The 25,360-nt window shown below is 28.0% G+C and carries 20 protein-coding genes; all 20 read right to left on the bottom strand.

Translation table 11 applies throughout. From position 1 onward, the window contains the following. Positions 1-270: S-layer homology domain-containing protein (locus BUA19_RS08065; protein WP_143145407.1), on the bottom strand; the 270-nt coding region annotated here is incomplete at its 3' end. Positions 271-445: 175 nt separating this feature from the next. Then, positions 446-1,114, bottom strand: a complete 669-nt coding sequence (locus BUA19_RS08060; RefSeq protein ID WP_072725451.1) for a DUF6042 family protein — start codon at positions 1,112-1,114, stop codon at positions 446-448. Positions 1,115-1,140: 26 nt separating this feature from the next. After that, complete coding sequence (secA, locus tag BUA19_RS08055) at positions 1,141-4,065, bottom strand: preprotein translocase subunit SecA (RefSeq protein WP_072725449.1); 2,925 nt, start codon at positions 4,063-4,065, stop codon at positions 1,141-1,143. 89 nt (positions 4,066-4,154) lie between these two features. Next, complete coding sequence (locus BUA19_RS08050; RefSeq protein ID WP_072725447.1) at positions 4,155-5,849, bottom strand: phospho-sugar mutase; 1,695 nt, start codon at positions 5,847-5,849, stop codon at positions 4,155-4,157. A 1-nt stretch (position 5,850) separates the two neighbouring features. Further along, positions 5,851-6,687, bottom strand: a complete 837-nt coding sequence (gene rfbD, locus BUA19_RS08045; protein WP_072725444.1) for a dTDP-4-dehydrorhamnose reductase — start codon at positions 6,685-6,687, stop codon at positions 5,851-5,853. A 12-nt stretch (positions 6,688-6,699) separates the two neighbouring features. Then, on the bottom strand, positions 6,700-8,103 hold the full coding sequence (locus tag BUA19_RS08040) for an undecaprenyl-phosphate glucose phosphotransferase (RefSeq protein ID WP_072725442.1): 1,404 nt from the start codon (positions 8,101-8,103) through the stop codon (positions 6,700-6,702). 10 nt (positions 8,104-8,113) lie between these two features. Next, positions 8,114-8,989 (bottom strand): glycosyltransferase family 2 protein, encoded by an 876-nt coding sequence (locus tag BUA19_RS08035; RefSeq protein ID WP_242939267.1) that lies wholly within the window; start codon positions 8,987-8,989, stop codon positions 8,114-8,116. Between the two features lie 11 nt (positions 8,990-9,000). Beyond that, entirely contained in the window at positions 9,001-9,957 is a 957-nt protein-coding gene (locus BUA19_RS08030) for a glycosyltransferase family 2 protein (RefSeq protein ID WP_072725440.1), read from the bottom strand. A 33-nt stretch (positions 9,958-9,990) separates the two neighbouring features. Further along, positions 9,991-11,061 (bottom strand): glycosyltransferase, encoded by a 1,071-nt coding sequence (locus BUA19_RS08025; protein WP_207645983.1) that lies wholly within the window; start codon positions 11,059-11,061, stop codon positions 9,991-9,993. Beyond that, entirely contained in the window at positions 11,058-12,299 is a 1,242-nt protein-coding gene (locus tag BUA19_RS08020) for a glycosyltransferase (protein WP_072725437.1), read from the bottom strand. The genes BUA19_RS08025 and BUA19_RS08020 overlap by 4 nt, the downstream gene beginning before the upstream one ends. A gap of 7 nt (positions 12,300-12,306) precedes the next feature. Further along, positions 12,307-13,701, bottom strand: a complete 1,395-nt coding sequence (locus BUA19_RS08015; protein ID WP_072725435.1) for a hypothetical protein — start codon at positions 13,699-13,701, stop codon at positions 12,307-12,309. A gap of 15 nt (positions 13,702-13,716) precedes the next feature. Continuing rightward, positions 13,717-14,622 (bottom strand): class I SAM-dependent methyltransferase, encoded by a 906-nt coding sequence (locus BUA19_RS08010; RefSeq protein WP_072725433.1) that lies wholly within the window; start codon positions 14,620-14,622, stop codon positions 13,717-13,719. 13 nt (positions 14,623-14,635) lie between these two features. Beyond that, complete coding sequence (locus BUA19_RS08005; RefSeq protein WP_072725432.1) at positions 14,636-15,901, bottom strand: ABC transporter ATP-binding protein; 1,266 nt, start codon at positions 15,899-15,901, stop codon at positions 14,636-14,638. A gap of 15 nt (positions 15,902-15,916) precedes the next feature. Continuing rightward, positions 15,917-16,678, bottom strand: coding sequence for an ABC transporter permease (locus tag BUA19_RS08000; RefSeq protein ID WP_242939266.1), 762 nt, complete (start codon positions 16,676-16,678; stop codon positions 15,917-15,919). Further along, positions 16,662-17,705, bottom strand: coding sequence for a dTDP-glucose 4,6-dehydratase (gene rfbB / locus BUA19_RS07995; protein WP_072725428.1), 1,044 nt, complete (start codon positions 17,703-17,705; stop codon positions 16,662-16,664). Before rfbB ends, BUA19_RS08000 begins: the two co-directional genes overlap by 17 nt. Positions 17,706-17,720: 15 nt before the next feature. Beyond that, complete coding sequence (rfbC, locus tag BUA19_RS07990) at positions 17,721-18,278, bottom strand: dTDP-4-dehydrorhamnose 3,5-epimerase (RefSeq protein WP_072725426.1); 558 nt, start codon at positions 18,276-18,278, stop codon at positions 17,721-17,723. Positions 18,279-18,288: 10 nt separating this feature from the next. Then, positions 18,289-19,158, bottom strand: coding sequence for a glucose-1-phosphate thymidylyltransferase RfbA (gene rfbA, locus BUA19_RS07985; RefSeq protein ID WP_072725424.1), 870 nt, complete (start codon positions 19,156-19,158; stop codon positions 18,289-18,291). A gap of 25 nt (positions 19,159-19,183) precedes the next feature. Continuing rightward, entirely contained in the window at positions 19,184-21,217 is a 2,034-nt protein-coding gene (locus BUA19_RS07980) for an O-antigen ligase family protein (RefSeq protein ID WP_072725422.1), read from the bottom strand. 124 nt (positions 21,218-21,341) lie between these two features. Continuing rightward, on the bottom strand, positions 21,342-22,013 hold the full coding sequence (locus BUA19_RS07975) for a DUF6042 family protein (RefSeq protein WP_072725420.1): 672 nt from the start codon (positions 22,011-22,013) through the stop codon (positions 21,342-21,344). A 43-nt stretch (positions 22,014-22,056) separates the two neighbouring features. Then, positions 22,057-25,359 carry a preprotein translocase subunit SecA gene (secA, locus tag BUA19_RS07970; RefSeq protein ID WP_072725418.1) on the bottom strand — a complete coding sequence of 1,101 codons (3,303 nt, stop codon included), beginning with the start codon at positions 25,357-25,359 and terminating at the stop codon, positions 22,057-22,059. Position 25,360 lies beyond the last annotated feature (1 nt).

The following is a 25,360-nucleotide window of genomic DNA, read 5'->3' as shown; positions in this document are numbered from 1 at the left end:
TCCTTTTGCTGCTTCTGCTGCTGATCCTAATCCTAAAGCTTCTACTAATAATTTTGCAAATTGCTCTCTTGTTACTTTCATTTCTTCATGGTATTTTCCATCATCCATACCATTTACTATTCCAAATGCACTTAATCTTTCTACTGCTTCTACTACCTTTTTATCTGTATCCGGCTTCATCTCTGGAGCTGCCGCAAATGCTGCCCCTACTGATCCAAATGCTAATGCACCTGCTAATGCCATCGAAAAAACTTTTTTAGTATTTTTCATATATATATTCCTCCTTAAACTTAGATGTCATTTTCCTTTTGATGATTCGGAGTTATTTTTTTACCTCGTCTACATTGACTATTATACAATGCTATACCCCTAATTACAATTACAGAAGTGTTACAATATCGAGGTAATTTATGGCAAAATTAAAAGACCTATTGAAATAGGTCTTTTAATCTATTATAAATCTCTTTTTCTCAAATACATCTTTATCTATATTTATATATATTTTATCACTCTTTCTCAACTGCTTTACATCTTTATCTGCTTTTACTTTAATCGATCCCTCTTTCACTAGATAATCTAATACTTCTTTAATATCAGAATGCTTTACTTTTGTAACATCGTGAATATTATCTAATGTAGTCATCAAATTACCATTACTATTTAAAATTAACGTCAAAATACTGTTAAATGCATCTTGATGTTTAAACTCAAATCTAATATTCTCTAAAATACTTTTTTCCTCTTGATCTAAATTTAATACTTCTTCTGGTTTTGGTATTGGAATATTATACAAATAAACTAAATTCCCATCTTCATCTTTTACTACTTTTATAAGTCTATAACTCAAAAGAAGCTCTAAATCCTCTAACCTATTAGTCGGATATTTATGCCCTATTTTTTGCAATACTCTCTCCTTTTCTTCTTTTAATTGTCCTGTTTCGTGCTTGATTTCAAAATGCGAAGTCAATAACTTCTTACTCGCTTCTTCTCCTCTTAAATCTTCATTTTGTAAATGTCCTATCATTATATAAGTTTTATAAGTAGTTTCAGGCAAATACCTAAACCACATATATTCTTCCATTAATTTTGTTATATTTATCTCTTTATTACCCATCGATACTTTTCTCCCTTCTGTTTTTATTAACTTATTAATAAATATTTCCTAAAAACAACTCTATCAAATGCCGTAATTCTAAATTCATACTTTCCTTTTTTCCAAGTTTTATCTTTCTTCTTAAGCCCAATAGTGTAAACTCCTGACTGCTTGATTTTCACAGGCAAACTTTTTACAACTTCATCTTCTTCCAAATATACAAGTTCACCTAACATTTCTACAGAATCATCTTGTTTTATATTTAACTCAACTCTTATTCTCAACTCATCTTCATAATCTTTATACTCATCTACAAGCATAAAAGGAAGTATTATGTTATTTTTTTCAAATAACAAAACCAACTCATACAACCCATTTGTCCAACCGTTATCCGGTCTTGATATAGCCACCTTTACCTTTTCATCTTTTACAGGTAACTCTAATGAAATAACATTGTTTCTATCCCTATTAAATACTAATTCTGCATTTACCTTATCTTTTTTATATCCTTTTAATGATAAATCAAAAGATACTTCATCAGATTGATTAGAAAAAAACTGAATTCGCTGAATATCATTTCTCTTTTGTTCTTCTTTATCCATATCAGTTATACCTACTAATAAAAACATAGATTTTACTGTCAATTCTTTTATTTGATTTAACATATTTTCAAATAAATTAAATGCCTCTCTATTAAATACCCTTATCGGTTTTTCTCCTCCTATAGCTTGAAATCCTATACCCTGTCTTAACTGATCTACCATATCTAAATGATCTACCCACTTTTCATCTATTGATTTCATCAAAGTTAACCTTTCAAGATATCTTATCTGCTTTTCTCCAAGTTCTTTTTCTTTTTGAGAATATATATCAAGAGCTTCTTTTATTATTTTTTCCTTTAACGTATCTTTATCCAAATCTTCTATTTCTTCAGAAGTCAACTTTTTAAAATCAATTCTATCATTAAAATGCAAATTTTTATTCAAATATTTTTGTAATCCTTCCAAATCCCATTCTTCAGGATATGGACTCATATCAGTATAATTGTCTACTAACTTACTTAAAAAGTCTTTGATTATATCTTTTATAAATGAACTCATATCCTCGCCATTTAATATTTTATTTCTTTCACTGTATATAGTCTCTCTCTGTTTGTTTAAAATTTGATCGAATTCTAATGTAGATTTTCTCGCATTGTAGTTGGCAATTTCCACATTCTTTTGAACTCCTTCAATCGCCTGTGAAACCAATTTGTCCTCTATAGCTTCATCATCTTTTAACCCTAACTTTTCTACAAGTTTTTTTACAGTAACCATCACCTCAGGTTTTACTTTATCAAATAAACTATCTTCTAAAGATATATAAAATTGAGATTCTCCAGGGTCTCCTTGACGACCTGATCTACCTCTTAATTGATTATCTATTCTCCTTGAATCATGCTTTTCAGTTCCAAGTACAAATAACCCTCCAAGTTCAGCAACACCATCTCCCAATTTTATATCAGTACCACGCCCAGCCATATTAGTAGCTATAGTTACTGCCCCAATTTGTCCTGCATTAGATATAATCTCGGCTTCATCTTTGTCCTGTTTTGCATTAAGTAATTTATGAGGTATGTTTCTCTCATTTAATAATTTGCTGAGCTTTTCAGATTCATCTATATATATAGTTCCAAGAAGTACTGGTTGTCCTTTTTTATATCTTCTTTCAACTTCATCTACTACAGATTTAAATTTTGCTTCTTTATTTTTAAACACCAAATCATCTTTATCTATTCTCTGAACAGGTTTGTTAGTTGGAATACATATAACATCCATTCCATATATATCTTTAAATTCTTGTCTTTCTGTATAAGCTGTCCCAGTCATACCTGCTATTTTATTGAACATTCTAAAATAGTTTTGGTATGTAATCATAGCTACAGTTTTTGATTCTTTTTGAATTTCAACTCCTTCTTTAGCTTCAATAGCTTGATGAAGTCCATTACTAAACCTCCTTCCTGGCACTAATCTTCCTGTAAATTTATCTACTATTATTATTTCTCCATCTCTTACAACATAGTCCTTATCTCTTTCAAATACATAATTTGCATAAAGCCCTTGTCTTATATGGTGTAAAAGTTCTGTGTTTTTTATATCTGCAATATTTTCAAGATTAAATACTTTCTCAGCTTTATCCATTCCACTCTCAGTAAGATTGACTATATTTGTTTCTATATCTCTTTCATAATCTTCTTCTTTTAATGATTTTATAAATTTATCTACAGTTATATAATATTGAGAAGGTCTACCAGCTTCTCCTGTCATAATAAGCGGAGTTCTAGCTTCATCTATAAGTATTGAATCTACCTCATCTATTATTGCATAATTTAAATTTCTTTGAACAACATGTTCTTTTGATATAGCCATATTATCCCTTAAATAATCAAAACCAAATTCACTATTTGTCCCATAAGTTATATCGCATTTATAAGCTTCCTTCTTATCAGGTAAACTCATACCTCTTTTTATAAGTCCAACGGAAAGCCCTAAAAATTCGTGTAATTTTCCCATCTGCTCTTTATCCCTAGATGCTAGATACTCATTTACTGTTATAACAAATACTCCTTCTCCTGTAAGCGCATTGAGATATGTCGGAAGTGTCGCAACTAATGTTTTTCCTTCACCAGTTTTCATTTCTGAAATGTTTCCTTCATGAAGAACTATCCCTCCCATTAACTGTACAGGAAAGTGTTTCATTCCAAGCACTCTATGTGAAGCTTCTCTTACAACTGCAAAAGCTTCTTCTAATATATCATCAAGTTTTTCACCACTATTTAATCTATCTTTAAATTCCTGTGTTTTACCTCTTAATTCTTCATCAGTTAATTCTTTTATTTTATCTTCAAAAGCTAGTATTTTATCAACTCTTTTTTTAAGCTGATTTAATTTTCTATCGTGAGGATTTATTAAACCACCTAAAAAACTTTTCATATTTTTCCTCCTAATTGTCTTTTAACTTTATTATTTCACAAATTCCATTTTATCATTTATATTTCAAAAAAAATCCTAAGCAAATTTGCTTAGGATTTTTTCATAACTGAATTTACTAAGTTATTTAACTTCAATTCAACATCTTCTTCTGATTTTCCTACTACTGCAAAGTAAAATTTAATCTTTGGCTCTGTTCCAGAAGGTCTTATCGCAAACCAAGAGTTATCTTCTAATATATATTTTAATACATCTGCCTTAGGTAGATTGTCTATTCCTTTTTTATAATCTTTAAATTCCTTTACTTTAACATCATTCACTTCTTCTATATTAGTTTCTCTAAAATACTTTATTATATCATTTATTTTTTGTTGTCCTTCTTTACCTTTTAAAGTAATTGATTTTAAACACTCTTTATAATATCCGTATTTTTTATAAATCTCTATTAACCCTTCATACAAGCTCATGCCTTTTGAATAATAATAAGCTGCCATTTCTGCAATTAACATCGCTGAAACTACACCATCTTTATCTCTTGCATGAGTTCCACATAAATATCCATAACTTTCTTCATATCCAAATATATAAGTTTTTTCTCTGTTTTCTTCAAACTCCCTTATTTTCTCTCCTATAAATTTAAATCCCGTCAAAGTATTCAAAACTTCTAAATTGTAACTTTTAGCTATTTCACTTCCCAATTCTGACGTTACTATAGTTTTTACAATTACTCCATTATCAGGAAGTTTACCTTTTTTACTTAAATTTTCAAGTATATAATCAGTTAAAAGTGCTCCAACTTGGTTTCCCGTTAAACATAAATACTCTCCTTCATTATTCTTAACAGCAACCCCTACTCTATCACAATCAGGATCTGTTCCAATGACAATATTAGCATTTTCCCTTTTAGCAAGCTCTATTCCCAAACTCAATGCTTCCTTTTCCTCTGGATTAGGGTATTTAACTGTTGAAAAATTCGGATCAGGATTTTCTTGTTCTTTAACTACTAATACATTTTTAAACCCTATTTCCCTTAAAACTTTTCTTATAGGCTTATTTCCCGTTCCATGGAGAGGTGTAAATACTATTTTAAATGTATCAGATACTTTCTCTATTATATCTTTTCTCAAAGATTTTTCCTTAACGGCTTCTATAAAAGCTGTATCTATATCTTCATTTAGTAAATTTATAAGTCCTTTATCTATTCCCTCTTTTTCATCAATAGTAGGTATTTTACTGTAATCATTTATTTTATTTACTTCTTCTATTATCTCCTTTGCTATATCAGGTAAAATTTGTGCACCATCTTCCCAATAAACCTTGTATCCATTATATTCAGGTGGATTATGACTTGCAGTAATTACAACTCCTGATATAGCATTTAAATATCTAATCGCAAATGAAAGTTGAGGAGTTGGTTTTAGTTCATCAAATATATATGTTTTTATCCCACAAGCAGAAATCGTTTTTGCAGTTTCTAAACAAAATTCTCTAGATTTATGTCTATTATCATGAGCTATAACTACTCCTTTTTTCTTTCCTTCTTCTCCTGCTTTTTTAATTATGTAATTTGCAAGTGCAAAACTCGCTCTTCTCACTGTATATTTATTCATTCTATTAGTTCCAGAACCTATAACTCCTCTAAGTCCAGCAGTTCCAAATTCTAAATTTTTATAAAATCTATCTTCTATCTCTCTTTCATCATCTTTAATTTTTAAAAGCTCATTTTTAGTTTCTTCATCAAAATAAGGATTGTTCAACCATTCTTCATATGTCTTTAAATATTCCATATTATACCTCCATAAAATATTCTATTAAAGCATCTTCCCAGTTTCTTATAAAATAATTAAAATCAATCTCTAACATATAATTTCTCATTACTGAATATTTAGGTCTTTGAGCAGGTCTATTTAACTCTTGTGTTGTTATAGGAAGTACTCCTATGTCTATATTACCAAATTCAAATATTTTTTTAGCAAATTCATTCCAGCTACAGCTTCCATCATTAGAAACATGGTAAGTTCCATAAGCATCGTTTTTTATAATCATCTCTATAACTTTAACTAAATCCATCGTATAAGTTGGAGTTCCTATTTGATCGTCAACTACTCTTAATGTTTTATTATTTTCAGATAGTTTTAACATTGTCTTTACAAAGTTATTCCCATTTTTCCCATAAAGCCATGCAGTTCTAAGTATATAATATCTCGGACAAATATCCTTTACAAAATTTTCTCCAACAAGCTTTGATTTTCCATATATACTCAATGGATTAGGTTTGTCAAATTCTATATAAGGCTCATTTTTCTCTCCATCAAACACAAAGTCAGTAGATATATGGAGTATTCTAGAATTATTTTCCAAACTAGATATAGCTAAATTTCTAGCTCCCAATCCATTTACCTTATATGCTAAATCAATATTTTCTTCACATTCATCTACATTAGTATACGCAGCAGAATTTATTATAATATCAGGTCTTATTCTTTTAACTGTATTAATCACATTGTCTATATTAGTTATATCCAAATCTTTTGCATCTAATCCAATAACTTCATACTTTTCAGATAAATTATTTACAACATCTATCCCCAACTGTCCGTTTGCTCCCGTAACAAGTATCTTCAATATAATCACTCCCTAATATGCATTTTTATTTATAAAACCCTTAAACACAGTAAGACAAAGTATTTTTATATCAAACCAAATACTCCAATTTTCAATATAATAAAGATCATACTCAATTCTCTTTGTAATAGAAGTATCCCCTCTTAATCCATTTACCTGTGCCCATCCTGTAATTCCCGGTCTTACTTGATGTTTTATCATATATTTCGGTATTTCTTCTTTAAATTTATCGACAAAATAAGGTCTTTCTGGTCTAGGTCCAATAATGCTCATATCTCCTTTTATAACATTAAAAAGTTGAGGAAGTTCATCCATGCTTGTCTTTCTAATAAAAGAACCAAATTTAGTTTTTCGTGGATCATCTTTAGTAGTCCACTGTATTTTTTCTTCTTCTTTTTTTTGAACACGCATAGATCTAAATTTATACATATTAAAAATTTTTCTATTAAGCCCTACTCTTTCCTGTTTGAATATTATAGGCCCTGATGAAGTTAATTTTATAATTACAGAAATAATTATCATAATTGGCGAAAACAATATAATAGCAACAACAGAAACTACTAAATCCAATAATCTTTTTATAGTCTTATTAAATATATTATCAAGTGGAACATGTCTTATGTTTATTATAGGAAGTCCCTCTATTTCCTCTACATAAGGTCTTGCAGGAATATATTTGTAATAATCTGGTATTATCTGAGTTCTTACCCCCATTTTTTCGCAAATACCTATTACCCATTTTAATTTTTCATATTCTTTTATACTTAAAGTTATAATGACTTCATCTATGTAATGTCCTTCTAAATATCTCTCCAAATCATAAATTTTACCTATAATATTTATGCCTTTGACTTTATAACCTAAATTTCTATTATCATCTAATATACCTTCTACACTATACCCCCAATGCTTGTTTCTTTCAATCCTTTTTAAAAATTCTACAGTTAACTCACTACAACCCACAATAAGTGAGTGTTTCAAATTATATCCTTTTTTTCTTATAATTCTTAAAAAAGCCCTTATAAATCCTCTTTCAATAGTAGTTATAATTATAGTATTAAATGTAAATATCAAAAGCAAATACCTAGAATAATGCACCTGTTTAATTAAAAATAACATTGTTGCAAGAATAAATAATCCTAACATATTAGATATTAGTATATTTAAAAATTCTTCATATACATTTTTAAATCGTCTAATAGTGTATAAATTTAAAAAACTATATATACTTAAATATATAGGTATTACAGTAAGTACAGGTACAATATATTCTTTAAAACTTAAATGACCAATCCCAACTTTTATTAATCCACTTTCAAATCTTATATACCAAGATATTAAGAAAGACATTATTATCGATACTACATCTAATAATACTAATAATCTATTTAAGTATTTCTGATTTTCTTTTATCATGCAATCATCCTTATCTTTTGAATAAATTTAACAATAAAGATAATATTAATTTAAATAATATCCCCAAATAAACAATCAATGTAACTAAATTACTGTATTCTTTTTTATAATGCTTATTGTAAAACAAATACATAGCTCTGTGAAATTCGTATATTGTTTTAAACCTTTTTTTCCTGGAACTAGAACCCTTATAATGTATTATTTGAGCTTTTGGATAATATATTACCTTATATCCAGCTTTTTTTATTCTGTAGCACCAATCTATATCTTCTCCATACATAAAAAAATCTTCATCAAACATCCCAACTTCGCTTATAACTTTTTTAGGTACTATCATAAATGCACCAACTAAACTATCCACTTCGTTTATTTCATTTTCATTTAGATAAGTTAAATTGTACTGTCCAAATTTTACATTATTCGGGAACAACCTATCAAACTTCAACATATAAAAAAGAGAAGCCTGTGGAGTTGGAAATCCTCTTTTACAAGACTTATCTATTTTACCATTCGGAAGTAATACTTTACATCCTAAAGCTCCTATATTATTATCTTTTTTTATGTATTCTAAACATTTTCTAAGACAATCATCTACTATTACTGTATCTGAATTTAATGTAAGTATATATTCCCCTTTGGATATTTTAATCCCTATATTGTTGGCTTTTGAAAAACCTAGATTTTCTTCATTTTTTACAATTTTAATTATGTTATCATCTATCTTTTGTTTAAATTCTCTTTCTAATTTATCTACACTTCCATCATTTGACGCATTATCTACTAATATTATTTCATAATTAAAATTATGATCCTTTTCTATTATCGAGTTTATAGTTTGTTTTGTAAGTTTATATGTTTTATAGTTAACTATTATTATTGATAACATAATCGTTCTCCTCAATTTAAAAATACATATTTAAAAGTATTTTTTACAAGTTCTAATTCTATTTTTATATAATTAAGTAAATTTTTATTTTTGTATTTTACTCTTTCTATTTTATTCAATGTAGTAATCCCTTCTTTTAATCCCTCTAAATACGTTTTTCCAAATCCTTTTTTAAGAAAAAATAAATATTTTATAAAAAAGCCCAAAAATAAAAATGGAAGATTAATAATCAACTGAAATAAAGGCATATTTTTATATGGAACATATACATTATTTCTAGCCGAAAGCTTTATTTTAAATTCATTATATCTACTTCCACTCGTTCCACTTCCTATATGATAAACTACAGCATCAGGACAATATATATTTTTATATCCATGGCTTTTTGCTCTATAGCTTATATCTACATCTTCCATATATGCAAAAAAGTTCTCATCAAAATACCCTATTTCATCAAATATTTTTTTCCTATATATAGCTGCTCCTGCACATGAACTAAATATTTCTTTTTTTTCATTATAATTATTTACAGATTCTCCCTCCCCAATTTTAAATGTCCAACCAAGCAATGTATATTCATCTCCTGCATCATCTATTAAATTCCTGTTATTATATTGAATCATTTTAGATGATACTGAAAATATTTTTTTATCCTTTTTTATACATTCAACTAAATTTTTAAGCCAATCTTTTTCAACTTCTGTATCATTATTTAAAAGAACAACATATTCCCCTTTTGCTAACTTTATCCCTTCATTTACAGCTTTAGCAAAGCCATGGTTTTTAGAAAGATTTATAAGTTTTACATCAGGATAATTCCTTTTTATAAATTCACAACTATTATCCTGAGAATTATTATCTACAACTATCAACTCCACTTCATTAAAATTCTGATTGTAAACTGAATCTAAACATCTCTGTAAATATCTCAATCCATTGTAATTAGGTATCACTATCTGAACACACATAATTATTCCTTCCATTAAATTTCAAATCCAAAATTATTTTTTTATAAAATTTCTAACAAGTTTAGAAAACTTAGTATTAATTTTATTTCCTGTCCTTACATACTTAATAAAAGTACTATTACTTTCATTAAATGGATTTTTATATTTATATTGCAATCTTATATTATCCCTATACGCCAACCTAGCTAACTTATCTATTTTTTCTCCTGAGTTGTAATAATCATAACTCCATTTAATACTTCCCAATTTTCTTTGTCCCATGGCTAACATCTCTCTAACATACTCATCTCTCATCTTATAAATAGCATTATTTCTATTAGGCACATACTTTTTAATCATAGCTTCATTAGCTCCCGAATCAAAACCCGAATAATGAAAAAATCTCAAAGGCATCCCATTTACTTCATAAACATATTTCTTAACTTCTTTAACTTTTCTCTTAGATAAATTCCAAGGTGCAATATTATAACCAGGATGCTTTAAAATACATACATCAAAAAAACAAGGTGCTAAATCTATCCATCTCTGATCTGTAAATATTCCCCTAGGTATATCATCATAACAAAACATATTCAATCTACTTCTCCACCAATCTATAAACTTTCTAGATTCACTCCCCCTTCTAACAGCTAAAAAACCCAAATTAAATACACCATGTTGCAAAGCACACAATTCATTGTCCATCACTGCCTCTAAACTATCTTCTTGTATTGTAAGATGTGGAGTTAAAACTATCTCATTTTCATCTAAAATTTCATATAATTCTCTCAATTCACTGTATACTTTTATATCAGGATCTAAATACACAAATTTTTCTTCATCTTGAAACTCATCAAACATATACTTAAAAAGTTGCCCTTTTACAGATGTAGCTGCTTCAACAATAGAATGTTTAAATATAAAACCTTCAAAATTCTCAAATCCTAAATCTCTCGACAAAACAACATAATCAAAATATTCAAAATCCCTCGCAACTTGTGGAATTTCCTTCTCTGTCAAACAAACCAATACACGTGCATTATTGTATTGCTTTATCGACTTTGCCAACACCATGGCCTTAGGCAAATAATTAGAACAAATCGAAGTACAAATTATCATTATCATTCCCACTTTCCATTCACATTTTCATTGAATTTTAAATCATATCTGTACCTTTTCATCTCTACTAAATCCTTAACTCTATTGTAATCATTCAAAAATTCATATAACTCTTTCTCATCATTTAAAACAATTCCCACTTCAAAACCTAAACTCTGTACAACATAATATATATTTCCACTTCTTTTATTAGTTATAATAGGCACTCCAGCTGCAATAGCCTCATGTAATGTATATGAATAACTTTCAGGAACTATCGACCACAAAATTACAATATCTATATTCTTAGAATTCAACAATTTTACAGCTGCATCTATTCCACCTTCTATAAACGAATATCCATAACACGATACATTTCGTGAATAATTCTCAACACTCCCTATATGAAAAAACTCGTATTTAGAATTTAAATTTCTATCCAAATATAATTTTTGCCAAGTTTTCCACCCTTTAAAATTGGACTTATACCCTAAATACGCTATCTTTATTTTTTCTTTAACAGTTTTATTCACTTGATCTTTTTTCAATAATTTCAAATGTCCTACATCTATAATTTTTTTCTCCTCATTTGGAAATACTTTTTTAGCAATATTTTTTAAATATACAGATGGAACTACTATTAATTCCATATTAGACAAAATAAAATCAAACTTATTCCTCCATAAAATTACCTCATCTTTACTAGAAAGTCTATCTACTATATCATAATTATGATCTACACTGTATATCTGTTCTTCTCTTACATTATAAGATAGATATATCTTATACACACTTGGAGTAAAAGAAAAAAAATCATGCATATAATAAACCATTTTTACATCGTGTTTTTTTAAATTCATCAACAGCACATCAAAGTCCAAATACTGCCAATACATTAAATGATGTATATATAAACCCTCTATTATTTTTTTATTCCCCAAAAATTTTTTTACGATTTCTTCCACTCTATAATAACCCAAAAATTGTTCATTCAAATTAACCCCATAAAACGTTTTTTTATTATCTAAAAAAAACCTCCTACTATAAGGAAATATTTGAATTACATCTATATTTTTTTTGCTTCTTAAATATTGAACTTGTTCGTATATATACTTTTCTGTTCCTCCCATTGAATTAAGATAATCCGAGTGAGATACTATAACAGCAAAACTGTCTTTTAAATCTAAATCACCAAATTTCAAATCAAATAAATTACCCATAACTCTCTTTATCTTCCTTATATAACCTTTTACTATTAAAATCACCCTTCCATTAAATTTTCAATTTAGATTTTAATTTCCTAAACGGTTCAGTTATTTTCCAAGACAATGAATTATACAGTAAATTCAACTCATTTTCGATAGATTTAATATAAATGTTCTTTTTATAAATTTCCCTATTTTTTTCCTCTAACTGCCTTTTCAATTGCTCAATTTCCATTCTTTTCTGTTTTAACTCTTTATTATCTTTTAAACTATTTTTTAAACTATCATATAAATTCATCATATACTGTTTCACTTTGTAATCAAAATCTAAAAAATCTATATCAATTACTATTTTGACATATCTCTTTAAATCTAAATTTTCTATTATAATTTGAGGATCATCGTTTAAAAATACATATTTACCTTCAAATATATACTCTGCATTTGTAACAAATTCATCTGTTTCTACATCAACCAAATTCTCATCGACAAGGACAATTTTATTAATATATACAACACAATTTGTATTTATAGGATCTACTCTTAAACTTTTTATTGATTTAAAACTTGAAATATCAAACTCAAATTTAACAGAACTATTTTTATCTAAATCCATTTCCTTAACTATACTTTTTTCTTCACAAAATCCACTGCCATCATCTGCAAAAACTTGCATATTATAAGCTCTATTTATACTTTGATTTATCAAATAAGATTTTTTTAAATATTTACTGTAAAACACATAATTATCAACATTGTCTTTGACAAAAACATAACTGTGAAATCTATTGAGCATCAATTCATATATTTTTATATATTCTCCAGTTATACCTAATGAATCAAAAATAAAATCAATATCTACAAATTTTTCTGTATATTTTATATGCCTAAAATAAAAATTAATTACAGATCTATAAACCAAAAAATCTATAGGTATTGGAAAATCAAAAACCCACTCGTAATCTATTATCTTTACCAAATTTTCACCATCTACTATCAAATTGTCAAAACTCAAATCTACATTAGATATTCTCAAACACTTTAATCCTCTTAATTTATCACAACCTCTAAATATATTCAAAAATTCATTTGTAAATTTAAAATTTATATAATTTTTTCCTTCTAAATTTTCAACAAAATTCTTATACCAATTTAATTTTTCTAAAAACCCCCTTTTATCTTTCTTTAAAATCAAATTAAGCAATATTTTATCAATAGTATTCCCATATTCATAATCAAATATTATTTCATCGTTCTTCAATTCAGCTTTTGAAATATACACATTTTTGTAATTTTGAGTTAATTTTATATAATTATCATATATATTTCTTATATGAGCTTTTCCTTCTTCATAAAGAGCTTCTTTTTTTACAAAATATTTCCCATTTTCTCTATACATAATCGTCTTTATCTGAAATTGAGGTATTCTCTCCCTAGTGTATTTAACATAAACAATATCCATAAATATCCTCGCTTTCTATAAACCACAAAAAACCAAAAATGAATTAGCGAAAAAATCAAATTTTCCATTCTCAATTATATTGTCATATACTAACCCTTCATCAAATAACAGCAATCTATCTTGATCATAATTTATCACTAAATTTCTCAATTCTCCTACCCCCGGTAATCTATTATCAGAAAAAATTTGACTAGGAAACTTATAATCCGGCATAGGATAGTAAAAATCTAAATTTTTAAATCCCACTGTATTTAATATATTTTTTAATTCTTCTTTTGAAAAAGTTATAACATCTTTAGTTCCTGTATAATTTTCTAAACTATCAAAAAAATTTCCAGTATGATCCTCTCTACACCCAGCCCAATACTTAAGACCAAATTTATTTTCTATCGCTATTATGAGTTTTCCATCTTCTTTTAAAAATTTTTTTATATTTTTTAAAAAATCTTCACAAGGACTAGTAGTATTTGTATAATATCTCGAATACTCCAAAACACCTATTAACGTAATATAGTCAAATTTTTTATCTAATTTAACATCATTCAAATTTCCAACTATTATTTCAAGATTATCTCTATATCTATTTCTATATGCATTTATTGTTGATCTTTTTTTAGACAATTCAATACACGTAACTTTTCCCGATTTATCGCATAAAACTCCCGTTATAGCTCCACATCCTGATCCTATTTCAAGTACTTCACTATTCTCTTTGAAAGGATACCATTCTATAATATTTTCTCTTAATTTTGAAAGATGATACAGTACAGCCCACCTATTATCCTTATATATCAATTCATCGTATTTATCATATTTTTTCACCATTTCCAAAATTTCATCTTCTATATCTCCATCACTGTAATAATCCTTTCCTTTATAAAATTTCAAATTTAATTTGACATTCCCTATTAATTCACACATAACCATCCACCTTTTAATTCAAATATTTAATATCTATTTTTGAATTCAAATCAAAAAAACCAACACTATTTTTTTCTGATACTATATGAATATTAAACACATCATACAATCTGTGATAAACAACGAGATTATTACTTTCAAAACCAGTACACCCAAGCGAAATCAAATAATCTCCACCTTGAAGAGTTACAATTTGTCTAAATACTACTTTTACTAATTTCCCTCTTTTAACATATCCTGTATCTATATGCTCAAGCATAGTATTTGTCCCTGTTATTTCAGTTCCTTTAAAATCTTTAATAGTAAATGCAAAAATAGGATCTTTTATACTTTCATTAAATTTAACTTTAAACACCAATTTAAACTCTTTCCCCTTTGTAATAGTATTAGTTAAATTATTTTTATCATCAAATACTCCAAAATCAATTATTTCAGCATTTTTATTTCCATAATCTAAATAATTAGGATTTATATTTAAACTTTTCTTCCAATCCACTTTTGTATCTACACTATCACTTAGTACTTTTTCCTCTACATCTTCTTTAGAATACAAATTAACAAGTATTTTTTTATATACGTCTACCATTTCAGACGGCAAACCTTCTTCTACTAAAATTCCATCATTTAATACTATAGCTCTATCACAGTATTTAATAATACTTCCAACATCATGAGTTACAAACAATATAGTTTTTCCTTTATTTTTAAATTCATCAAATTTCTTATAACACTTTGATTGAAAAAAAATATCTCCAACAGATAAAGCTTCGTCTACTATTAAAATATCCGGATCTACATTAATAGCTACTGCAAAAGCAAGCCTTACAAACATACCACTAGAATACGTCTTTACTGGATGATATATAAATTCTCCTATATCTGCAAATTCAAGAATTGAATCCAATTTTTCGTCTATTTCATCTCTTTTATATCCCATCATAGTTCCATTTAGATATATATTCTCTATCCCCGTGTATTCTGGATTAAATCCTGCACCTAATTCAAGAAGTGCTGATATTTTTCCGCTTGATTTCACGCTTCCCAATGTAGGAGATAAAACCCCTGTAATTATTTTTAACAGTGTAGACTTTCCAGATCCATTTTTTCCTATTATTCCAACCGTTTCTCCCTTTTTAACTGCAAAAGAAACATTATTTAACGCATAAAAATCCCTGTGATAACTTTTTTTTATAAAACTCAATGATTCTTTTAATCTATCTATCGGTTTATCATATAACTTATATATTTTAGTTAAATTTTCAACTTTTATCGCTTCCATTTTTTCCTCCTATGTTTATAATACATCTGAAAAATGAGGTCTTAATCTTTTAAATATAAATACACCTACTGTAAGTATCAAAATTGACAAACACCAAAAATAAATAGTTTGATTGTACCTTTCCCAAAACCATACATGATTTATAAACGCATCTCTATATCCTTGCACTATATAGTACATTGGATTTAATTTAAAAAATTTAACATACTTAACAGGTATATTCTTATATGACCAAAAAATAGGAGTTAACCAAAATCCAAATTGAATAATTATAGAAACTATCTGAACTGTATCTTTCAAAAAAACATTAATAGAAGATGTTATAAAAGATAAACCTAAAAGTAAAATCACAATAGAAAAAGAATAATAAAACACTTGTATATTATATATACTTAATTTATTTCCATATAAAAAAAACATTATAAAAATGAATACAACAAAAAACAAATGTACAAAAATAGAAGATAATATCTTTACTATTGGAAGTATACTAACTCTAAAAACGACTTTTTTAACTAAATAACTGTATTCTAACAGACAATTTGTAGCATTCACAAAACCATCTGAGAAAAAAAACCACGGAATCATTCCGCATACAAGCCACAATATAAAAGGAATGTCTTTTTCTATTGGTGGAGTTTTAAATCCAACTTGAAATACAAACCAAAATACTAATATAGTAATAATAGGTTGAATGAATCCCCATATTACTCCTAAATACGAACCAGCATATTTTGCCTTAAAATCATTTTTAGCTAATTCAAATATGATAAACACTATTACGCCCACTCCTTTTAAGAATGTTCTTCCACCAATATTTATTATCTAAATACCACTGTATAGTTTCCTTTATTCCTTGTTCAAAAGTGTATTTTACTTTCCATCCAAGTTCTGTAGTTATTTTAGTATTATCTATTGCATATCTTCTATCATGTCCCAATCTATCTTCTACGTACTTTATTAGTTTTTCTGATTTTCCAAGTGATTTAATTATTATTTTAACTATTTCTATATTTGTTTTTTCATTATTTCCTCCTATATTATAAACTTCTCCTATCTTACCTTTATGAAGCACAACATCTATAGCTCTACAATGATCTTTAACATGAAGCCAATCTCTTACTTGCATTCCATCTCCATATACAGGTAAATCCCTTTCATTTAAACAATTTATTATCATAAGAGGTATTAATTTTTCAGGAAATTGATACGGTCCATAATTATTTGAACATCTTGTAATATTTATTGGTAATTTAAAAGTTTCACTATATGCTCTAACTATCATATCAGCTCCAGCTTTAGATGCTGAATAAGGACTATTAGGAGAAAGTGGTGTACTTTCACTAAACATACCCTCTTTCCCCAATGTCCCATAAACTTCATCTGTCGATATTTGAATGTATTTTACTCCTTCTTTATACACTGGATAACCTTTTTTTTCTTTTCCTATTTCCCAACTTTTTTTAGCTACATCTAAAAGCACCTGTGTTCCCAAAACATTAGTCTTTACGAATATTTCTGGATATTCTATACTTCTGTCAACATGAGATTCTGCTGCAAAATTTACAACACAATCTATATTTTCTTCATTAAATATTTTCTCTACTAAACTTCTATCAGTTATAGATCCTTTTATAAATCTATAATTTTTATATCCTTCTATTCCATTTAAATTTTCTAAATTTCCAGCATAAGTTAAAAGGTCTAAATTGATTATTCTATAATCACTGTATTTTTTTATCATGTATCTAATAAAATTAGAACCTATAAATCCAGCTCCACCTGTAACCAATATATTTCTCATTTTTTTCTCTCCTTCTCAAAATGGTATATCAATTTCCCTTAATCTCTTTTGTCTTTTATCTTTCTCCGAAAGAATAATTTGCTCTACATATTCTAATGGCCAATTAATTCCTATATCTGGATCATTCCAAATCACTCCAGAATCGTATTCAGGAGCATAATAATCTGTACATTTATAATTGAATACAGCTTCATCTGATAAAACTAAAAAGCCATGGGCAAATCCCTTTGGTATATAAAACTGTCTTTTATTTTCTTCTGATAAAATTACCCCTTCCCATTTTCCAAATGTAGAAGAACCCCTTCTCAAATCAACAGCTACATCAAACACTTTGCCCTTAATTACTCTGACTAGCTTACCTTGAACATTTCTCGTTTGAAAATGAAGTCCTCTTAAAACTCCCTTATTAGACTTTGACTCATTATCTTGAACAAACTCAACATCAATTCCAGCTTCATAAAAATCCCTCTTATTATAACTCTCCATAAAATATCCCCTATTATCTTCAAATACCCTAGGCTCTATTACATACAAATCCTCAATACTAGTTTTTATAAACTTAAATTTCCCCATCAAATCACCTCTACATTCCTTTAGCTATATCCTCTAAGTACTTACCATAATCCGTTTTTAAAAGTGGTTGAGCAAGTTTTAATAATTTTTGTTTATCTATATACCCAAGTCTATAAGCTATTTCTTCAAGACATGCAATATAAAGCCCTTGTCTTTTTTGAACAGCTTCTACAAAATTACTGGCTTCTAAAAGTCCACTATGAGTTCCTGTATCAAGCCATGCCATTCCTCTACCAAACAACTCTACCCTGAGTTTCCCTCTTTTTAAATACTCATTATTTACACTTGTTATCTCAAGTTCTCCTCTAGCCGATGGTTTCACATTTTTAGCTATTTTCACAACATCATTGTCGTAAAAATAAAGTCCTGGAACTGCATAATTAGACTTTGGAAATTCAGGCTTTTCTTCTATAGACAAAACATTTCCCTCTGCATCAAATTCAACTACCCCAAAAGCCTTAGGATTTTTGACATAATATCCAAATATAACAGCTCCTTCTTCAAGAGATGATGCCCTTTTAAGTGTTTCACTAAATCTTTGACCATAAAAAATATTATCCCCTAAAACAAGAGCCACTTTATCAGTTCCTATAAACTCCTCTCCTATTATAAAAGCCTCTGCAAGTCCTCTAGGTTCTATTTGAACTTCATAACTAAAAGAAATTCCCAAATTACTACCATCACCCAACAACTCTCTATATAACGGCAAATCTCTCGATGTTGAAATTATCAATATCTCCCTTATTCCAGCAAGCATGAGTACAGATATCGGATAATATATCATAGGTTTATCGTATATTGGAATTATCTGTTTAGATATTGATTTTGTTATAGGATACAACCTTGTACCACTTCCTCCAGCCAACACTATCCCTTTCATAAAAATCCTCCTAAATTTTTATCAATTACAAAACATCCACTAACAACTTCGATTTATTTATTTTATCCAACACATTCTTATCTAAATTCACTCTAAATCTATCTTTAACATAATACTCAGGTACATCTTTTACTCCTTTTAACAGCTCTTTCTTTGTAATTTCTAATTTTTTATTTATTTTCTCTACACCTTCAGCTACTTTTACCACTTTCTCAAAGTACTTCTTCGCTTTATCCCTGTCTTTTTCAATATAAGAAACCCCTAAAGTATAATAAATATTTACATAATTCACATAAGTAGTATCTACCAAAGGATAATATTTTAAATACTTATCTGCCAAATTTAACCCCTTATCTACTTCTCTATCTTCTAAATAAATTCTAATAGCCTCAATCATCGCCTGTTCATTTCTTTCGTTTATTTTAAGTGCTTTCTCTATATTCTCTCTTGATTTTTTAAGTTCTCCATAATAATACTGGGTTTTCGCCAAATCAACTTTATAATCTGCATCAAAAAACTTCAATTTTGAAGCAATCTCAAAATATTTAATTGCATCTACATATTTTTCTTTTCTGTAATTCTCTACACCTTTTTCGTAATACAAAATTCCCATACCAAATGCTAAAGAAATCATAAACAACACAACAGTAAAAACTCCAACAGCAAAAGAACTTACACTCTTAACTTTTAAACTTTCATTTCTAATTTCCCTATACTTAAAAGCTATCATCGCCACTAATGTCCAGACCAACACAGAATACGAACCCAAAGCCATATCAAAATCTATAAAAGTATGAAGCACAAGTACAACAACTGCCACAATCACACTTACAATCCTATTATCTTTAGAATGTTTAATTACATAAAAACTCGAATACAATACAGATAAATAAAAACCTATAAGAAATATCAACCCCAATATTCCAACCTCAATAAAAACTCTAATTATATAATTATGTGCTTGTGTTGTCGTATAAGCATAAGTTTGATATTGAGGATATAAAGTTTGCCATCCTCCACCTCCAGTTCCCAATACAAAATAATCTTTTATTATCTTTAATGCATCTTTATAAAAAACATTTCTCTCTACTACTGTAAATGTTTTTAAGTTTATACTGCTAATTCTCTGCAAAACAGATTTAGGCAAAAATTTCGCAAAAATACCCAATATCAACAAAGACAATATTACATATTTTCTCTTTATATTTATATTGAGTTTTCTTTTAAATAATACATCTAATACAAACGACATTATAATCACAGCCAAAAAACCTATAAATATATACAACCAACCACTTTTAGCACTACTCACAGCTTTATTTATTCTTAAAAAAGATATTGCAAATCCTAAAATAACACTAAAAAAAGATATAATTACATTCATCAACCCTTCATTATTTAATAATAAAACAATTGCCAAATAAGATATCGGAAATAAAATCCACGCACCTCTCGAATAAGAAAATACAAATCCCAAAAATAAAATATAAGCTACTCCATTCAATATATAATTTTGCCAAGAACTCCTTTCAGATATTTCTCCAAGAGCTAAAATAAAAACACCTAAAATATAAGCACCAAATGTATTATGATATTGAAAAGTAGAACTCATCATGCCTTCTTGAATAGCTCCTTTATACACAAAAGTACCAAATAATACCGAAAACCCTATAAGCACAACAATCAAACCACTCAAAACAAATACTAAATTCAAAAAACTTATTTGATTATCACATTTTAATTTATTGCTAATTATCATAAACAATAAAATATAAGTAGAATTTTTTATAACCTCATATATAGCTTTACCCCTATCTATTGCAAAAATAAAATTAACTAAATATATAAATCCAAAAAATAAAGCAAAATAATGAATAAAAGAATACAAATCTATCTCCCTTAAATTAAAAACAAAAATTACAGCTAAAACTATAATTGCTATATACATCTCTTTCTCGAAAAAAAGCCCTCTAAAAAAAGGATTTAAAAACAACACTATTCCCAATAACAAAATACCTAAATCTATATTATTATGTTTCTCACTACATTCAATCTGCATTAAACAATAACCCCTTTCATCTAAAATACACCTCATTGTAATTTTTCTCATTTTTTAATTTTTTATACAAAAAAGTCCAAACACTGCTATTTAGCAGTATTTGGACTTTCTAAATCATCGCATATTAAGCTATAACAAATCTTTTTTGTTCAAATACTTCTTTATTTATACTTATATACACCTTGTCATTTTTTCTAAGATTCTTCACATTTTTACTAGCTTTTATATTAATTGATCCTTCTTTCTCTAAAAACTCAAGAACCTCTTTTAAATCAGAATACTTAACCTTAGTAGTTTTATGTATATGATCTAATGTAGTTGCTAAAGTACCATTACTATTTAAAAGCAAAGTCAAAAACATATTAAATGCATGTTGATGCTTAATTTCAAATCTTATATTCTCCAATATAGTAAGCTCTTCTTCATCTAAATTTAACACTTCTTCAGGTCTTGGAACTGGAGTGTTGTATAAATACAGTAAATTCCCATCTTTATCAGCTGCAATTCTCACAAGATTGTACTTTAAAAGAAGCTCTATATCTTCTTTTCTAGTTTCTGGATACTTATATCCTAACTTTTCTAAAACTCTCTTTTTTTCTTCCGTAACTTGAGGAATCTCCCTTTCCACAGTCAAATTAGCATTTAAAAGAGTATTTGTAGCTTTTTCTCCTTTTATATTTTCCGCATTCAAGTATCCAACCATTACATACATTTTAAATGTTGTTTCAGGTAAATATCTACTCCAAAGATACTCTTGTATTTCTGTCGGCATCTTAATCGTTTTTTTATGTTGCATAAAATTCATTCCCTTCTAATTAATTTATTTTCAAAGTTACAAATTAACTCACTAAGAAATTAGTTAAAAATATCACCTTATTAGACGCTATTAATCTAAATTCATATCTTCCTTTTCTCAACTTATTTTTTTGTTTATCTATATTAATATTTATCTGACCTGACTTATTTATATCTATAGGTATATTGCTCAATAACTCTTTTTCATCTATATTGATAAGCTGTCCAAACATCTTTATATTTCTGTTTTCTTCCATTTGTATATTAACTTTCATTTCAATATCTTTATCTTCATCAGTAAACTCATCTACAATCATAAAAGGTATTGATATATTCTTTTCACCTATATTAAATATCACTTCATAAACACCATTTTGCCATCCGTCTTCAGGTCTATTCAGCTCTATTCCTGCTGATCTATTTTTTGCATTTATTTCAAAAGTTTTAACATTTTTCTTATTGCCATTGTAAATTAAAGTAACACCTATCTTATCTCCATCAAATTCAGGGAAACTCAAATTAAAAGCTATCTTATCCCTCTTATTTGAGAAAAACTTAATATTTTCATTCGTAATTACTCTCACACCTGTAGATGTAAGATCTCTAGGTTCTACTACCAAAAAGTTTATATTTGTAGCTTCTTGTCCTGCAACAAAAACTTTCAATTGATACCATCCCATTTCCCAGTCTTTATCAGCTGGCTTTTTAAATTCCACTGGGAAAACTCCCTTTACATTTAACTTCGCTTCATAATCCTTTAATTTCTGCTCATATCCATTTTCCATATAATAAAGACCTACTATGGCATCTATCTCCTCTGTAGCATTTATATCCAAGTTAAACTTAATACTCGGAAGATTTGCAGGTATTTTCATCATGTATTTTCTATTTACCTTGTACTTATCCTCTAAATCCAATACTCTTTTCTTTCTCTCTTCTTCCTTAATCTCTAATTCTCTTTCCATTTCTTGCTGAGATTGTGTATTTATCAATCCAAATAAAGCTTTTACAGTTAACTCTTTTATCTCATGTAACATATCTTCAAATAAATTATACGCTTCTTCATTAAATACCCTTACAGGATCTTTTCCACCTATTCCCTGGAACCCTATACCTTGTCTTAACTGCTCCACTAAATCTAAATGATCTACCCACTTCTCATCTATAGATTTCATAAGTATTAACCTCTCAAGATATCTAAGCTGACTTTCATTAAACATTCCTTCTTTTTCATCATGTATCTCAAGAGCTTTTTGTGTAATTTGATCTTTTAATGATTTTTTATCCAATTTCTCTATTTCTTCCATATCTAAATTGCTCAAATTTACTCTATTTTTAAAATTCAAATTATTATTCAGATAATCTTCAAGCCCTTTCAAATCCCATTCCTCTGGATAAGGACTATTTTGTGTGAATCTCTCTACGGTTTTATCTACGACATCTTTAATTATTTCTCTAATAAAACCGCTCATATCTTCTCCATTTAATATCTTATTTCTTTCATTATATATAGTTTCTCTCTGCTTATTTAAAATCTGGTCAAATTCAAGAGTACTCTTTCTTATCCTGTAATTTATATTTTCAATACTCTTTTGAACACCTTCTACAGCTTTTGAAACCAATTTATCTTCTATTGCTTCTCCTTCAGCTATTCCCAATTTATCTATCATTTTCTTAATTCTATTTAAATGATCTTTATCTATCTTCTCAAACAATCTATCTTCAAGCGATATAAAAAATCTAGACTCACCAGGATCTCCTTGACGACCTGAACGCCCTCTTAACTGATTATCAATTCTCCTAGAATCATGTCTTTCAGTACCTATAACATACAATCCACCAAGTTCAGCTACACCTTCTCCAAGCTTTATATCCGTACCACGACCTGCCATGTTAGTAGCTATAGTTACTGCTCCCTTTTGTCCTGCTTTTGATATAATATCAGCTTCATTCTTATCCTGCTTTGCATTTAAAAGATTGTGCTTTATTCCCTTCTTTGTAAGCATTTCACTTAACTTCTCTGAATCATCTATATATATAGTACCAATAAGTATTGGCTGTCCCTTTTTATGTCTTTTTTCAACTTCATCTAATATAGCATTTAGCTTCTCCTTTTTTGTCTTGTATAACAAATCAGGTTGATCAATTCTCCTAACAGGCTTATTAGTAGGAATAGTTACAACATCCATTCCATATATATCCCTAAACTCTTGCCTTTCAGTATAAGCAGTTCCCGTCATACCTGAAATTTTATTGAACATTCTAAAATAATTCTGATATGTAATCATAGCTTGAGTTTTTGATTCTTTTTGAATCTCTAAATTTTCCTTAGCTTCTATAGCTTGATGAAGCCCATTGCTAAATCTTCTTCCAGGCATCAATCTTCCTGTAAATTTATCTACTATTAATACTTCTCCATTTTGAACTACATAATCCTGATCTTTTTTCATAATATAATTAGCATGAAGACTTTGTCTTATATGATGAAGAAGTTCAGTATTTTTTATATCTGCAATATTATCAAGATTAAATACTCTCTCTGCTTTGTCCATTCCCTCTTGAGTAAGATTTACAATATTTTTTTCATTATCGACTTCATAATCTTCATCTTTTTTCAAAGACTTCACAAATCTATCTACAGTTATATAATACTGAGAAGCCCTAGTTCCAACTCCTGTAATTATAAGTGGAGTTCTAGCCTCATCTATAAGAATAGAATCAACCTCGTCAATTATAGCATAATTTAAATTTCTCTGTACTACCATTTCTTTAGTCAAAGCCATATTATCCCTTAAATAATCAAATCCAAATTCACTATTAGTCCCATAAGTTATATCACATCTATAAGCTTCTTTTTTTTCAGGAACACTCATCTCTCTATGAATAAAACCTACTTTAAGACCTAAAAACTCGTGAACACGACCCATTTCCTCTTTATCTCTCGCAGCCAAATAATCATTTACTGTAATTACAAATACACCGTCCCCAGTTAAAGCATTCAAATAAGCTGGTAATGTCGCAACTAAAGTCTTACCTTCTCCAGTTTTCATCTCTGCAATATTTCCTTCATGAAGAACTATTCCCCCCATTAACTGAACAGGAAAGTGCTTCATTCCAAGAACCCTGTACGAAGCTTCCCTAACAACAGCAAATGCTTCTTCAAGCATATCATCAAGAGTTTGACCATTTTTTAATCTCTCTTTAAACTCTAAAGTCTTATTCTTAAGCTGTTCATCTGAAAGATTTTTCATCTCATCTTCAAATGACAATATCTTATCCACCTTTTTTTGTAAACTCTTTATTTTTCTATCATGTGGATTTATCAAACCACCTATAAAACTCTTCATA

The organism is Tepidibacter thalassicus DSM 15285 (assembly GCF_900129915.1).
Taxonomy (GTDB): domain Bacteria; phylum Bacillota; class Clostridia; order Peptostreptococcales; family Peptostreptococcaceae; genus Tepidibacter; species Tepidibacter thalassicus.
Note: the sequence above shows the minus strand (reverse complement) of the source record. Positions and strands in the feature narration are given on the sequence as shown.